Annotated in this window: 17 protein-coding genes; 4 read left to right on the top strand and 13 right to left on the bottom strand. The window is 45.1% G+C overall.

From position 1 onward, the window contains the following. Positions 1-182: hypothetical protein (locus NX845_RS19615; RefSeq protein WP_260257084.1), on the top strand; the 182-nt coding region annotated here is incomplete at its 5' end. On the opposite strand, the gene NX845_RS19610 is transcribed toward NX845_RS19615, so the two are convergent. Together NX845_RS19610 and NX845_RS19605 are read right to left on the bottom strand one after the other, a co-directional pair. Continuing rightward, a complete protein-coding gene (locus NX845_RS19610) occupies positions 159-653 on the bottom strand; it encodes a DUF2780 domain-containing protein (protein ID WP_017083776.1) in 495 nt (164 codons plus the stop codon). The two genes, NX845_RS19615 and NX845_RS19610, sit on opposite strands and share 24 nt — an antisense overlap. Before the next feature lie 134 nt (positions 654-787). Then, positions 788-1,408 (bottom strand): FKBP-type peptidyl-prolyl cis-trans isomerase, encoded by a 621-nt coding sequence (locus NX845_RS19605; protein WP_065682679.1) that lies wholly within the window; start codon positions 1,406-1,408, stop codon positions 788-790. A 213-nt stretch (positions 1,409-1,621) separates the two neighbouring features. Here NX845_RS19605 and NX845_RS19600 point away from each other — a divergent pair, with 213 nt between their 5' ends. After that, positions 1,622-2,206: a LysM-like peptidoglycan-binding domain-containing protein gene (locus NX845_RS19600; protein WP_026012320.1), complete on the top strand. Its 585-nt coding sequence runs from the start codon at positions 1,622-1,624 to the stop codon at positions 2,204-2,206. Positions 2,207-2,265: 59 nt separating this feature from the next. Here the strand turns inward: NX845_RS19600 and NX845_RS19595 are convergent, their stop codons facing one another. From NX845_RS19595 to NX845_RS19545, 11 genes are all read right to left on the bottom strand, one after another. After that, positions 2,266-3,114, bottom strand: coding sequence for a DMT family transporter (locus tag NX845_RS19595; protein ID WP_065682680.1), 849 nt, complete (start codon positions 3,112-3,114; stop codon positions 2,266-2,268). Next, positions 3,114-3,566: a GNAT family N-acetyltransferase gene (locus tag NX845_RS19590; RefSeq protein WP_004735261.1), complete on the bottom strand. Its 453-nt coding sequence runs from the start codon at positions 3,564-3,566 to the stop codon at positions 3,114-3,116. Before NX845_RS19590 ends, NX845_RS19595 begins: the two co-directional genes overlap by 1 nt. Positions 3,567-3,623: 57 nt before the next feature. Next, the gene (locus tag NX845_RS19585; RefSeq protein WP_004735262.1) at positions 3,624-4,190 is read right to left on the bottom strand and encodes a Crp/Fnr family transcriptional regulator; all 567 of its coding nucleotides are present in this window, start codon (positions 4,188-4,190) and stop codon (positions 3,624-3,626) included. 71 nt (positions 4,191-4,261) lie between these two features. After that, complete coding sequence (locus NX845_RS19580) at positions 4,262-6,016, bottom strand: lysophospholipid acyltransferase family protein (protein ID WP_017089940.1); 1,755 nt, start codon at positions 6,014-6,016, stop codon at positions 4,262-4,264. Positions 6,017-6,028: 12 nt separating this feature from the next. After that, on the bottom strand, positions 6,029-6,472 hold the full coding sequence (locus tag NX845_RS19575; protein ID WP_004735264.1) for a hypothetical protein: 444 nt from the start codon (positions 6,470-6,472) through the stop codon (positions 6,029-6,031). Between the two features lie 10 nt (positions 6,473-6,482). Continuing rightward, positions 6,483-6,920 (bottom strand): YHS domain-containing (seleno)protein, encoded by a 438-nt coding sequence (locus NX845_RS19570; RefSeq protein ID WP_004735265.1) that lies wholly within the window; start codon positions 6,918-6,920, stop codon positions 6,483-6,485. Positions 6,921-6,932: 12 nt separating this feature from the next. Then, positions 6,933-7,682 carry an NRDE family protein gene (locus tag NX845_RS19565; protein WP_065682681.1) on the bottom strand — a complete coding sequence of 250 codons (750 nt, stop codon included), beginning with the start codon at positions 7,680-7,682 and terminating at the stop codon, positions 6,933-6,935. Positions 7,683-7,684: 2 nt separating this feature from the next. Continuing rightward, on the bottom strand, positions 7,685-8,227 hold the full coding sequence (locus tag NX845_RS19560; RefSeq protein ID WP_017083769.1) for a hypothetical protein: 543 nt from the start codon (positions 8,225-8,227) through the stop codon (positions 7,685-7,687). Positions 8,228-8,246: 19 nt separating this feature from the next. After that, entirely contained in the window at positions 8,247-9,380 is a 1,134-nt protein-coding gene (locus NX845_RS19555) for an ATP-grasp domain-containing protein (RefSeq protein WP_017063716.1), read from the bottom strand. Beyond that, positions 9,377-9,964: a DedA family protein gene (locus NX845_RS19550; RefSeq protein ID WP_260257083.1), complete on the bottom strand. Its 588-nt coding sequence runs from the start codon at positions 9,962-9,964 to the stop codon at positions 9,377-9,379. The genes NX845_RS19555 and NX845_RS19550 overlap by 4 nt, the downstream gene beginning before the upstream one ends. Positions 9,965-10,290: 326 nt before the next feature. After that, the gene (locus NX845_RS19545; RefSeq protein WP_260257082.1) at positions 10,291-12,267 is read right to left on the bottom strand and encodes a bifunctional 2',3'-cyclic-nucleotide 2'-phosphodiesterase/3'-nucleotidase; all 1,977 of its coding nucleotides are present in this window, start codon (positions 12,265-12,267) and stop codon (positions 10,291-10,293) included. 414 nt (positions 12,268-12,681) lie between these two features. Here NX845_RS19545 and cysD point away from each other — a divergent pair, with 414 nt between their 5' ends. Both cysD and cysN read left to right on the top strand, forming a co-directional pair. After that, positions 12,682-13,626: a sulfate adenylyltransferase subunit CysD gene (cysD, locus tag NX845_RS19540; RefSeq protein WP_226088532.1), complete on the top strand. Its 945-nt coding sequence runs from the start codon at positions 12,682-12,684 to the stop codon at positions 13,624-13,626. A gap of 18 nt (positions 13,627-13,644) precedes the next feature. Further along, on the top strand, positions 13,645-15,075 hold the full coding sequence (cysN, locus tag NX845_RS19535; RefSeq protein ID WP_102572067.1) for a sulfate adenylyltransferase subunit CysN: 1,431 nt from the start codon (positions 13,645-13,647) through the stop codon (positions 15,073-15,075). Positions 15,076-15,085: the final 10 nt, after the last annotated feature.

Raw genomic sequence — 15,085 nt, 5'->3', positions numbered from 1 at the left:
GTATCTCGTATCTCGTATCTCGTATCTCGTATCTCGTATCTCGTATCTCGTATCTCGTATCTCGTATCTCGTATCTCAAATATCTTTTCTTCCACGCGCAAAAAAGAGCACCGAAGTGCCCTTACAATATTCTTCAACTAGTCGCTAATCGCGATGGCCTACTGCCAAATAGCGGCAAGTGAATCCATAAGGCCACTCGTTGCACCTTGTGATTGAAGTGCCTGAAGAATGATTGGTGCAAATGTCGTAACCATTGACGAATCCATACCTAACCCAGCAAACGCACTTTCAACAGCACCTTGTGAGCTTAGAACTGATGATAAGCCAGTCGATTCAAGTGAAGACATTCCAGGAATGAGTGATGCGAGTTCTTTATTGTCTGCTGAGCCAAGTGAATTTTGTGCAAGCGCCAACATTGAACCGATACCGCCAATTGCTTGATCGCTGGTAACAGATGCTTGATCAGCAACGGTATCAGCAAGTGGTGTTGTTTCGTTTTGTTGAGACCACATATTCACTGCTGCCATCAGGGCTGTTTGCGATAGTTGGGAATAGTTGGTATCTGATGTTGAACCGGTTTGTTCAGAGTCGCTAGTGCTAGCGCAAGAGACTACAGCAAGGCTGCTGAGCATAGTGATGAGTATTTTCTTCATTATTCTTCCTTAAGTAATAAAGTAATCGACCTATTCACTATAAACGAAAAACGGCGATGTAGTCACATCGCCGTTGAATTATTTCAATTTTATTTACCTATAGTATTTTGTTTTACTAAAGGTTTTTATAAAAATTAAAGAATAGCTAGAAGTTCTACTTCGAATACTAGAGCAGCAAATGGTGGGATTGCAGCACCTGCGCCACGCTCACCGTATGCTAGATCTTGAGGGATGTATAGCTTCCACTTAGAGCCAACAGGCATCATTTGTAGAGCTTGTACCCAACCTTGAATTACGCCAGTTACTGGGAATTCAGCAGGTTGACCGCGAGATATAGAGCTGTCGAAAACAGTACCGTCAGTTAGTTCGCCGTGGTAGTGAACACGTACTTGCTTGTCTGCAGTAGGGATTTCGCCAGTACCTTCAGTTAGTACTTCGTACTGAAGACCAGACTCAAGAACTGTTACTTCTGAACGAAGAGCGTTGTCAGTTAGGAAAGCTTCGCCGTCAGCTGCTGCTGCTTTAGCTAGTTCTTGACGTGCAGCTTCACCACGAGTGTGTAGCTCTTGTAGTGCGTTGTTGATTTCGTCAACTTCGATAGCTGGCATGTCACCAACTAGAGCTGTTGCGATACCAGCAGCGATTGCGTCAACGTTTAGGCCTTCAAGACCAGAACCAGCAAGTTGTTGGCCCATTTGTAGACCGATACCGTAGCTAGCTTTTTGCTCTACAGTTTCAAATTTTACTTCAGACATGAAAAGTCACTCTTTTTGTCAGTACGAAAAGGGTAAGAATACCAGTATTAGCAGCCTGAATAAACGGCTAGCCCCTGATCACTTACGCTTTAACGTGTCCAAATCACAGCTATGTCAATTTTCTTGCTTTGGTCTCTGTTGTAGCGGAAAGATCTATACTGTTGGTACTTTGGTTTTTATACTGTAGTTATTCAATGTATAGGACGCAGTGGCATGAATCGTCGTCAAAAGAAAAAACAGAAAGTAGACCACTTAGCAGAGTTCAAGGATCGACTGAATCAGGTCAAAGAGAAATTAAGCTCGATCGATATCAAGAAAATGAAAACCTCAACCGTGCAGGCCTGGGGATCATTGCCGAAATTACACCAGAGACTATTGATGGTGATTTCGCCGATCGTATTGATCTTACTTTTTGTGCCGCTACCAGAACCTAAAGTAGACGCAGCCCCAGCAACATCGCGCGTTGAGCTTGAGATAAACACCGTTGGTTTAAGCGAACAGCAAAATGCCAAGAGCAGTTCATCAGAACCGAGTAACAACAACTGGCAGGAGTATCTTGTAAAGCAAGGGGATACGTTAGCGCAGGTTTTTCGAAATAACGACTTACCGTTGTCTGACTTGAACGCGCTAGTGCGTATTGAAGGGGCAGACAAACCACTTAGTCAGATTCGTAAAGGCCAGCTAGTTCGATTCAAACTCGCCGAGACCGGGAAACTAGACATTCTTCAGCTAGAAAAAGGCAACACTTCGGTGATGTTTTTCCGATTGTCAGACGGTGGCTTTGGCCGTAGTAAGTAGCTCAATACTGAGCCTGCGTTAAAGCGTTTCGTCAGATACAGATAGTCGATAGAAAAGAGCTAATGATTAGCTCTTTTTTTTGGTCGCTTGAAAGGTGCAAGCGGTAAGATGATGAGCATAATTCCGATAAAGGTTAACGTATCTGGAATCTCATCAAACCATATAGCGCCTATTATGGCGACAAACACTAAGCCTGAGTATTCAGCCAAGGCAATTTGACTAGAGTGTGCTTTTTGGTAGGCAGCGACCGCAAGTCCGTTGTAGCTTAAGATTAGCGTCGCACTTAATGCTATGTATCCCAAATGTTCCACCGACACCGGCTTCCAGTATAAAAAGCACAGTACTAATGAGGCTGGAATAGAGAATAAGGTTGTCCACCACAGCGTAGTGACCACCGTTTGCTCACTAGGAAGCTTTCTTACCAATACATTGAATAGTGCGAGGGTGAGTGCTGTACCCAAAGCAAACAGTGCTGCCCAATGAAATTGTGATGGCCTCAAGACAATCAATGCACCAATAAAACCGATAGTGGTGGCGATAACCTTGCCAAGTGCCGGTTGCTCTTTCAGTAGAAACATAGAGAGAGGTAACATCAACAGGGGCGCGACGTAAAATACTGCGTTGGCGGTAGCCAAAGAAAGGTGGGTGATCGCGACGACCATACATCCGCTGCCGATTAGGATCAGTTGTCCTCGAATAAAGGTCACTTTAGCTTGTTGTAAGCGTCGTTGTTCTTTTTTCTGTTGTAGCCACAAAGGGGTGATGATTAGCAGAGATATCAACTGTCGGAAAAAAATATACTGAAGAGGCGGTACTTCGCCATTCAACAGTTTTACCGCTACGTCGGAAAGCGAGGCAAACAAGTTACCTGCAACCAACAATAGAATACCGACAGTGATATTCGTCATTACTTTTCAAATCTCATGTCTACATGCGGAATATCGTCTTCCAGATACATCTCAGAGATAGTTTCGAACCCGTGATTCGCATAGAAGTTTTCTAGGTGTTGTTGCGCGCCAATATCGATGGTCTTGCTCGGCCAAAGAGTCTCACAGCGTGTTAACGCTTCTTTGATCAATTGATGACCCAAGCCATCACCTCTTGCTGATTGCTTGGTCGCCACTCGGCCGATGCTGGTATTATCGTAAGAAGTACCTGGTGGTAACAAACGGGCACACGCCACTAGCTCTGCATCAGCATAGCCAAGCAAGTGTTCAACACCTGCGAGTGTATCTTTACCATCGAGCTCTGGATAAGGGCAATTTTGCTCAACAACGAACACATCGACTCGTAATTTAAGTAATTGATAAAGCTGTTGTGTTGAAAGTTCAGAGAAGGGAATTGAGTGCCAAGTGATCATGTTTACATCCAGAGATTATCGATGCTCTGAATGTACTATGTGCGATGATTGTTGGCATTAACTATTGTTAATTCGACCTTTGATTCTGCTCAGGCTGATCGCGGTTATACCGAGGTAAGCCGCAATTTGATTGTCGTTCAAGCGCTGTTCAAGGTCGGGGTAATGTTCGCAGAACAGTTGGTAGCGTTGCTCTGGGGTATAAAGCAACATAAAGCGTTCTTTGTTTTCCTTGTGCATGAGCTGAGTTTCTAACAGCTTTAAATACAGAGGGTTATTTGATGCACGCCACTCGATAACCGCATTCATTGGCAGTTCTAACATTGTGATGGGTGTGAGCGTTTCTAGTAGGTAAGGGGACGCTTGGTTCTTTATCAAACTCTCAAAGCCGATGATCCAGTCTTGTTCCCAGTAGAATTCTTTGCTGTATTGCTTACCGTCATTAGTGAGATAACAAGCGTGGCATAAGCCTTCAAGTACAAAGTAGATCGAACTCGCCATCTCACCTTGATTGATCAGGATGTGTCGGGTTGGTAGCTCAAGCGGCTTCGCGACAGCTAATAGAGATTCAATCTGACTCTCAGAGAAGTCAAAGCTTTGTAGTTGTTCGATAAAAGAGGTGTGCATGAAAATAACCTAACCCAAATAAGTGCCGAAATCATCGCACTTATTTGTGGAGAGGTACAGAGCAGGCTAAATCAACGTCGAGCGTGCTGTTCTAGATAATCTTGAGCGAGGTCTCTGCCCATGTATTTGCCTAGGGTTTTCAATGGTACTTTCTTAAGATTAACCACAATCAAGCCATCCAAGGCATCATTAAACGATGGATCGACGTTAAAGCACACAAGTTTACCGTTCATCCCTAAGTATTGGCGTAGCAGTACCGGTAGGCCTTTCCCTTGCTCCATACGTGCTAACACTTTAGAGAGCAGAGGAACACTCGCCAATGACGATAGCAGGTGATTCTGCCAGAACACATTATTACTGGTATTGAGTGGTGACGAAGGAGAAACCAGGTTCGCCTTTTGTTCATCGTAATGGTGTATGGATAAGGTCGTCGCAATCAACAGACGCGCATTATGACTGTAATCATTACTGATACTGACAGGGCCGAATAGGTGAGTGTATTGAGGGTGACGATACACGAAGGCCGCGATACCTTTCCACAATAGTAATAGTGAGTTAAGGCTCTTTTGATAAGGCTTGCTTACTACAGAACGCCCAAGCTCGATACTGTTGTCTAAGGTATCGATGAATTCTTGATTGTAGTTAAACAGGCTACGAGAGTAGAGCTTATCAAGCCCGTGCTCAGCGATGAGCTTGTCGACCATACCAAGTCGGTATGCACCCACTAATTCAGCCTTGGTTTTATTCCAAACAAACAGTTGGTGGTAGTAAAGGTCATACTCATCTAAATCACAGGCAAGCCCGCTGCCTTCTCCGACTTCTCGGAAACTCTCTTCTCTAACTCGACCAATTTCGCGCATTAAGTTAGGAATAGATTGGCTTGGCGTACAGTAGACTTCGAAGTCCCCTTGCTCAAGTAACTTCATCTCTTCAGGAAGAGAACCGACCTCTATTGCCAACACTTCTGGTGGAATAGGCGCAATCACTTGGGTGTCAAAAGAGGGCGCGTGGATTGGCGTATTCGGGCTATCTTGTTGACTCATTAGGTAGGTATTGAGTCGTAGGTAGTTGACGATATCCATCTCTTTTTCAAACGATTTGATCTCTGAATACGGAATCGAAGAGCCAATCGAGATAGAGATAGTCGTCGCCTGTTTATTAAGAAGTTCACGGCCAAGTAAAGCCGTTCTCAGTAGTGGGTGAACACGGCCCGCTTGGTAGAAAAGCTCACTGTTCTTGCCATTGATAAAGATAGGCACCGTGGTGGCTTGGTGACGCTTAACAAACTTTGCGACTGATTTGCTCCACTCGATGTCTGTTAGTGTCTTGGCCCCTTTACGGTAACTCGATACTTCGCCAGCAGGGAACACAATCAAGAGTCCACCGTCTGCTAAATGACGATTGGCATCTCGAATAGCTTTAGCATTGGTGCGTTTCGATTCTTTACTGTTAAAGACATCGACCCCAATAAAAAGATCATCCAGTTCAGGCAGTCGCTTGAGCAACTCATTGGCCAACACCTTCACATCCTTTCTTACCGATCCTACGAGATCAGCAAGGATCACGCCTTCAATCGCACCAAGCGGGTGGTTAGCCACAATGACTACTGGCCCTTGTTCGGGAATATTATCAGTGGCGCCTGCTGAAACGGAATAGTCGATATTCAATGCTGACAAGGTGTGATGCATGAATTCAAAGCTAGATAACTCATCAGGTCTATCTTGATAGAGCTTATCTAGCTTAGATAGCCCAGTTGCCCACTCGACAACAGACTCACCTAAACCAAAAGGCGTGTAACGTGGTAAACGAAAAGGACTATCAATCATAATGAAGCTACCTTATTGACTAAAGTTGTTTAGGAAACCGTCTTGATTCTTGAAATCTTTTACACTTAAAAATGCACCGCAAAGCCATACTAGGCATGCCATGCCAAACAGTAATCCGCCGTCATAACCGACAATTTCACCCGCTGCGTTAAACTCAGGCATTTGAATACCGAGCGGCGTAAACAGGTGGAAGAAAATGGCGCCACTCATAATCCCCACACTCATGATGGCACCCAGGCCATGCCAACGAGTAAACAGCAAAATGGCCGCAATCAATTCAGCGAACCCAATCAAGTAGCCGCCAAATGAACCGAACCAACTTAAGCCAGACCATGTCGCCAAGGTGCCAAAGATATGCTCAGTCTCGTATGAGCCGGTGAACTTAAAAAACAGCGACTGAACAAATACGAAAGCGATAAATGCCGCAGGAATATGTTTAGCTGGAGTGAATGTCATGGTTATTCCCTTATTTGATCAGTTGCGGCCAAACGGTGTCGGCTTTTTGAATATGCTGTGCTCGATCTTGTTCCCAACGCTGTTTAATCTCTTGGTCATAGTTGAGGTAAAGCTTGTTATCAACAATTGTCCATTGGTTCGGGTCACCGGGTGCAAAGTCACTTTTTGCTGAAACAGCCCAAGCGCAATAACCCCCATATTGAGGGGCATATTTTTCAGGATTATTAACAAATAAAGTCAGATTCTTTTCAGAAGAGAAATACCAGTCCGCGCCTTTGTACTCGGTGCTGAATTTTTTACTGCCTTCAATAGGCTTACCTGAAGTGAAATAAGCCACAGTGTCGTAGCCATCGAGCGCCTTACTGCTAAAGAACCCTGTGTAGATTTCATCGGCGGCAAATACGTACGGGCTAACAAGTAGCATGACCATGGTTAATAGTTTTCTCATGATGGACTCCATCTATAGATTGATTACGGGTGATAAATCGAAGGTAAAACGCTGTTGATTTATCTGGCATGGTTTAATGGGTTCACAAGGCGAGCCGGGCGCGTAAAACATAGAGGCTTGGCCGTGTAGATTGCGTAAGTGTGTAAAGCTCACGGTGTGCGCGTCTTCACGATGCATACAGGTCGCTAAATGAGGTTGTTCGCTGTGATGGTGAGAGTGAAACTGAAGTAAGTTCTGTTGATTCTTACCCGTTGCCATAAGCTGATCGTATTTTGCTTGTCGATAGGCTTGTACTCGCTCTAAATCAACACCGGATGAGAAGAGCGGAGAATCGGTTTCGACTATTTTTTGTTGAATGCCATCCCACATATAGGCGATAACCAAACCATGGTGTTGAGTTAAGTTCGGCGCGAAAGCCAGCAAGGTAAATGGGGCAAAAGAGTGCAGGTCGAGCTGATGAAATGCTTCAGAGAGCTTACTGATGTTACGACTCGATGATAGATTCTTGAGTAGCAAACCACGGCTGACTAAAGGTCCAACAGGGACTATGCCTTGATAGTTATTGAGTAGGCATAGTGAAAGCCCGAACTCATTGATACTGATCCAGCTACCACCGCCAGTTGGGTCGAGTGGCATGATGATATCGACACCGTTGACTCGATACTGTTTAGGCGGCATTGCTAGTGCTCGCGTTTTTTGTTCGTCACGGTTAAAAAAGACCTGATAACCATTTTCTTCAAGCAGCCAAGATACTGAACACATGATTATTGCTCTCTCAGATAGCTGCTGGTGGTTGGGGCATAACCGAAGGTATTGCATGTTTCGACATCAAGAAAGGTCGTGATCACTTTGATCATCGCATAGTGATGATTGGCATGCAGAGCAGCAAAGGTGACCTCTCTTTCTAACGTAGAAGGCAGGCTGGCGAATACTTGTGTATCCATTGAAACTTCGGTTTGGATCATGATAGGCGCTTCGAGATCTCTGCGGTCTAATCGTTCAAGCCAGTTGATCACATAATGGATCTCTTTGACTGCAATTGAGCGGTCGTATTCGACGGGATGACCACGACGACGAGTGTTGTAATCAACGGTCGCATTCTCTTTTAAGATTAAGGCGTGAAAAAGATCGAGCGTGTGACGAGTATGCTCACCAATAGAGCTTGTGACATGCGGCTTTGCTCGTGTCAGATAGTCGCTGTCAGATATCGCTAACAAAAACTCTAGACCCTGATTCAATATCTCTACCGCTCCTTTGATACTAGGAGAGAAAGAAGTGAGGGCGCTCGGTTGGGCTATGGGGTTCATTCATGGTCCTCGTACAAAGTTAGTCAGTGGTCGGATATTGTTGAACAAGACGTCGCTCTTCTTGCCACGCAGCGAATAAGCTCTTGAAAGAGGGAGTCTTATGGCCTCGTTGTTTTTGCTGAGCGCCAATATCAAAAAGAATGCGGTATTGCAGGAGTAGCGTAGAAAATATCTCTCGCAGCGGTGTGTTGCGATCCCAGATATGCCCAGCCTCACTGCTTGCGCCATTGACCTCAAGGATCGTGAAATCCTCGCCGTTCATTAGGCTGTGCATGTCTTTAAACTTGACGTCGAGTCGGCCAAAATGAAAACCATCGAAGTCATCGAATATCTCGTCTAAACGTTCAGTTAAAGCCTGAGTAATGTATTGATTGCCATCGCGGAAGATGCAGCCACGGCTATGGCTACCTGCGAACGCGAGTTGGAACTCTTCGCCCTCTGCGAGCACGTGATCCAATTTATCTTCATGCCTTGGTAGATACAGGTGGCTGAGTTGCCCAGCACGCGGGCTATTTTCAATTAACTGCTTGAGTGTCGACTTGCCATCACCCATCACCATTGGCGCATATTTGAGTGTGATCGAGATGATCTCGCCTTGCTTTTTGTTTGGGTAACGAACATAGAAAACGCCAGCTTCTGCCTGATAAGGCGCCTTTTCTTGCAGTAGAAAGCGAGCATTATTTGGGAAAGATTCAACATATTGCTCAAGTTGATCTTGTGTGTTGATCAGCTTGACGCCAACGCCTCGACAGCCAAGATCTGGTTTCGCTACAATCGGGAAATCAAGATCGGATTGTATGAGTGCGCTGCGTGCATCTTCAGCTTGTTTCTTACCGCTGAGATCCGTTTTGGTGAGGGTGATAAACGGAGAGATCCAACGCTGACTTGAAGATCCGGCAAGGCTTAATATCTCGTGTTTTGATTCGCCTACCATGCCGCTTAACTTGATGCTTGGGTTGGCAATGAGCGGCAGCGCCCAGTCAAAGTGCCGTAACCCTTGCATCAGGCTTTGAATCACAACTGGCGTGTAGAAGAACCAAGTTGGAAGAAACTCATAAGGAGAGACGCTGCGCACGGTATCTTTTTCAAGCAAAGGCATGCCTGCATTGATTTGATGTGCGGGAATGATGCGAATATCTTGCGGTGAACTCATGATAATCCTCTAGAGTAGGTTCTATTCATTAATCGATTGCCGATAAACAGCAAAGCGATGGCACACGGGATGATGATCCATTGATATTCAGAGGCTTGCAGCCACGCTGATGTCCCTAAATAGTAGATGGCAGAGAAGACAATGCCAGTCCAGATCGCGGTGGCGCTGATGACAGCAAACAAGAAAGTAGGCAGTGGGATGGCGAAAAAGCCACTTAAGGTAAACCCGACGGTGCGAAGCCCTGGAATAAAGCGGATAACAAAAAGGCTGCTGAATGCGTTCTGACGTAATTTGGTACGAAGCGAACGAAAGTACTTATTGGTGAGGGCTTTATATCGAACACCTCGGAAATAACGTCCTGACTTCCCTAAGTAATAAAGACCGAGATCACCCGTGGCAATACCGATGAAAATAGCAAGCAGCGCATATTGAGGAAGTATTAGACCTTGAGTCGCTATACCTGCCGCCGTAACAATCGCAAGATCTTCAAGCAGGTAAGAAAGCGCGATGATGCCAAGCATCAGCCATAGCAGCGATTCCTCTCCTGAATGTAACCATGCTTGAATGCTCTCGACGGTGTTCATCAAATGTCCTTATCTATCCTATAGATGAATGGCTTAACCACCATTCATTGAGTGTAGTAAATTAAATAGACAGGAGGAGCAGATAAAAACTTACAGCTGATTAGTGTTTTTTTGTGTTGGATTTATTCAATTGGTGGTTTGAGTCGTGCTGTTTGACTGCTGTTTGACTGCTGTTTTGAAGCTAAAGGCGTGGCATTTGGAAGCGGGTTGAACGAGAGTTTGTCGTTCGAAAATTAGGGCTTTGGGCTGAACATTTAGAAGAAAAGAAAAAGGCTGGTCGTTAAACTCAGCCTTTCAGAACGTTAACTATGGATTACTTAAGCAATCTATTTAGTTAGGTCAATCTGGTAAACAGCAAAACCAACATCGTCAGTCGCAACACGTTTCATCGGGTATTGACCTTTTTCTTTGATGAACTCTGCTGCTTTGTCGCTTGGAGATGTTTCAAAGCGGATATCTAGCTTGTTATCTGTTTTGATTGGTGCAAATGACCAATTGTTATCCGCGCTTGGGCTCACTTGACCTTGCTCTTTGCTTACGCGAGAGATGTAGTTTGCAAGAACAGTACGGTTCTCATCTGGTGCATCAAATGCGATGAAGTCTTCACCTGTGCCTGGGAACTTAGCGCTGTATGCACGGTAGTTGTTGGTTGCGATCAGGAAGTCTTGCTTCATGTCGATTGGCTTACCTTGGTAAGTTAGGCCAACAATACGCTGTGAGTCAGGGTTAACCACTTTACAGTTTGCATCGTATTTCGCAGGTTGAGTTACGTCGATTTGGTAATCAACACCGTCGATAACATCGAAGTTGTAAGTACGGAAGTTATCCCACTCGATCAACTGTTGTGGTGCAGTTGAGTTAACATCCACTTGGTTGAACTGACCTGCAGAACACTCAAGCCACTCTTTTACTTCGTGACCTGTTACCTTCATTGCAACTAGCGTGTTCGGGTAAAGGTATAAGTCAGCTGCGTTACGGAAGGTTAGTTGACCAGACTCAACCTCAGTGAAGTTCGCTGGGTCATTCTTACGGCCACCGGCTTTGAATGGTGCAGCCGCGGAAAGTACTGGCGTACCATCTAGGTCAGGGTCACCTTGGATGAACTGTTCAACGTAATCTTTCTGTGCAAGGTTAACGATTTGAACTGTTGGATCGTCTTGTACTAGAGACAAGAAGCTGTACATCACATCGTCTGCTTTACCAATCGGTTGGTTAACAAACTCACGAGTACCAGCGTGGTCTTTTTCTAGTGCTGTTACGATGCCTTCATCAGCTGCAGCAAGAGATTTCTTCTCGATTTTGTCGTAGATAGGGCGTGCTTCTGATTGGCCTTTAACAACTTCCCACTTACCGTCTTTTTGTGTAAGTGTTAGATCCATAACACCAACGTGGCTACCCCAACGACCTGGCATTACTGCCGCAACGCCGTTCATTGTGCCAGTTTCGTTGTCGATGCCTTGAATGTCATCAAAACCTTTACCTGGGAAAACTGCGTGAGAGTGGCCGAATGCGATCGCATCGATGCCGTCTACTTCAGATAGGTAGAACGTTGAGTTCTCTTCGCCATTTTTGTATGGGTCAGTTGATACGCCTGAGTGAGGGATAGCAACGATAACTTCAGCGCCTTCCGCTTTCATTTGAGGCACTAACTCGTTAGCTGTCTCAATGATATCGCGAGCGATCACTTTACCTTCAAGGTTCTTCTTATCCCACGTCATGATTTGTGGTGGAACGAAACCGATGTAACCCACTTTTACTTCGTGCTCTACGCCAGCAGTATCTTCGAACGTGTGCGTCTTGATGATATAAGGCGTGAAGTAGTGTTCTTTGGTTTCTGCGTCGTAAACGTTAGCACTGATGTACGGGAAATCAGCGTCGTTGATAGATTCTTCTAGGAACTCAAGACCGTAGTTGAATTCGTGGTTACCTAGGTTTGCAGCGTCGTAGCTTAGTTGGTTCATAGCTTTGTATGCAGGGTGAACTTCGCCCGCTTCGATGCCTTTGTCTGCCATGTAGTCACCCATTGGGCTACCTTGCAGCAAGTCACCGTTATCAACTAATACGCTGTTGGTTACTTCGCTTTGAGCTTCTTTTACTAGAGTTGCAGTACGTGCTAAGCCAATTTTTTTCGATGGCTTGTCTTTGTAGTAGTCGTAATCCATTAGATTGGTATGGATATCCGTCGTTTCTACGACACGTAATTTAATCACTTCATCGGTATCTGGTGTTGTTGTGCAGCCTGCTAAAGTCAAACCAAGACCCGCAAGTACAGCCAATGACAAAGGTTTCATTGCAACTTTCATTTTGTAGCTCCAAAGTGGATAGTAGAAAATTCGTTGCGTAATGTAACAAAACCGAATGAAACAATGATTACAACGAATGTTAATTCGTGACTTAGATCGATTACTTTATGGTGTTCTGCAAGACGCCTCCCAAAGCTGCTCAATCGATGCGCAACTGATATCGATAATATTAGTCCATTCATTTCACCTGCTTATCGGTAAATTCAATCCCTTATCAGCTTTTCGAATAAAAAATGAAATTTTAGAATTTCCAGTAATATGAGAGGCTCGTCATAATGCCTATATCAAGGACGTATCAGGCAGATGAATAGCAAGGATAGCTCAAAACGAAGCTTCTGTTTTCTTCTAGTGCCAATACTCCCATTCACTCAAGTGGATGAGTTAAATCCCTTGCTTGGCAAGACCAAGTAATGAATTGCTCGTAACGCGAGCCTTAAAGGAAGCACTGAAATGGACCAAGAACGTTTAACCCACCTAAAACAGCTCGAAGCGGAAAGTATTCATATTATCCGTGAAGTAGCGGCTGAGTTTGATAACCCAGTGATGATGTACTCCATCGGAAAAGATTCTTCTGTGATGCTTCATTTAGCTCGCAAAGCGTTTTATCCAGGCAAGATTCCATTCCCGCTATTGCATGTAGATACGGATTGGAAATTCCGCGAGATGATTGAGTTTCGTGATCGTACGGCTAAAAAGTACGGCTTCGACCTTTTAGTACATAAGAACCCAGAAGGTATTGAGATGGGTTGTAGCCCATTTGTACATGGTTCTTCGAAGCACACTGACATCATGAAAACACAGGGCCTTAAGCAGGCGTTAAACAAGTATGGGTTCGATGCGGCTTTTGGTGGTGCGCGTCGTGATGAAGAAAAATCTCGTGCGAAAGAACGTGTTTACTCTTTCCGCGATAAGAACCATACGTGGGATCCAAAAAACCAGCGTCCAGAGCTTTGGCACACCTACAACGGTCAGGTGAATAAGGGCGAAAGCATTCGTGTCTTCCCGCTATCTAATTGGACTGAGCTCGATATCTGGCAATACATCTACCTAGAGAGCATCGATATTGTTCCACTTTACCTTTCTGATAAACGCCCAGTTGTTGAGCGTGATGGCATGCTGATCATGGTTGATGATGACCGTATGGAGCTGCAAGAAGGTGAAGTGATTGAAGAAAAAAGCGTTCGTTTTCGTACTTTAGGCTGTTACCCATTAACCGGAGCGGTTGAATCTGAGGCGAATACGCTAACGGGCATTATTGAAGAAATGCTGGTGGCGACGTCTAGTGAGCGTCAAGGTCGAGCGATTGACCATGATCAGTCTGGCTCTATGGAGCTGAAAAAGCGCCAAGGTTATTTCTAAGAATCTAAGGAAAGAAAAATGAATAGTGCAGTAGAAGCCGAATTGGCTGAACTAGGGATTGAAGGTTATCTAAGTCAGCATCAGCATAAATCTATGCTTAGATTTTTAACTTGTGGCTCGGTAGATGACGGTAAAAGTACGTTAATCGGTCGCTTGCTCCATGATACAAAACAGATTTATGAAGATCAGCTAGCAGCGGTTCACTCTGATAGCCAACGAGTGGGTACCACAGGTGAGAAGCCTGATTTAGCACTGCTTGTTGATGGCTTGCAGGCTGAGCGTGAGCAAGGGATTACGATCGATGTGGCTTATCGTTACTTCTCGACTCAAAAGCGTAAATTCATTATTGCTGATACCCCAGGGCATGAGCAGTACACGCGCAACATGGCAACCGGCGCTTCAACGTGTGATCTGGCTGTGATCTTGATTGATGCTCGTAAGGGCGTTCTGGATCAAACCCGTCGTCACTCGTTTATTTCTAACCTACTTGGTTTGAAGCATTTCATCGTCGCAGTCAATAAGATGGATCTGGTGGAGTACTCGCAAGATCGTTTTGAGGAGATTCGCGATCAATATCTAGAGTTTGCTGAAAACCTAGAAGGCGAAACTAATATTCAAATTCTGCCTGTTTCCGCGCTTGAAGGCATTAACGTTGCAGCGCCAAGCAAAGAGCTTGCATGGTTCGAAGGTCCATCTCTATTAGAAGTACTAGAGAACGTCGACATTGACCAAAAACGTTCTGCAGGTGAATTCCGATTCCCTGTTCAGTACGTAAACCGTCCTAACTTAGACTTCCGTGGTTTTGCAGGCACCGTTGCCTCTGGCCGTGTCAGTGTAGGTGATGAAATCAAGGCGCTGCCATCAGGTAAAACGTCTAAGGTGGCAAGCATTGTGACCTTTGATGGCGAACTTGAATCGGCGCAAGCGGGTTTGGCTGTAACGCTGACTCTTGAAGATGAAATCGATATCAGCCGTGGTGATTTGATTGTGCTGGAAAATGCTCAAATTGAATCAACTAACCATGTATTGGCTGACATCGTATGGATGACAGAGCAACCACTGCAACCGGGTAAAGCTTACGACATCAAAATCGCAGGCAAGAAAACCGTCGGTCAGGTTGAAACGGTTCGTCACCAATATGACATCAACAACTTGTCGACTTACGCAGTTGATGAGTTGCCACTGAATGGTATTGGTTTGTGTGAATGGTCATTGAACGAGACTATCGCGCTGGATAAATACCGTGAGAGTGCCGATACCGGTGGTTTCATCGTTATCGACCGTCTGACTAACGTGACGGTGGGTGCTGGTTTGATTCGAGACCGTTTGGACTCTGTTGAACAGCAAGTCGGTAACTTCTCTGCATTTGAACTTGAGTTCAACGCATTGGTACGCAAGCACTTCCCTCATTGGGATGCCAAAGATCTAAGCCAATTACTGAAGTCATAAACGACTAAGT

This window comes from Vibrio sp. NC2, assembly GCF_025195005.1.
Classification (GTDB): Bacteria; Pseudomonadota; Gammaproteobacteria; order Enterobacterales; family Vibrionaceae; genus Vibrio; species Vibrio splendidus.
This window is presented reverse-complemented; position numbering and strand designations above follow the sequence as displayed.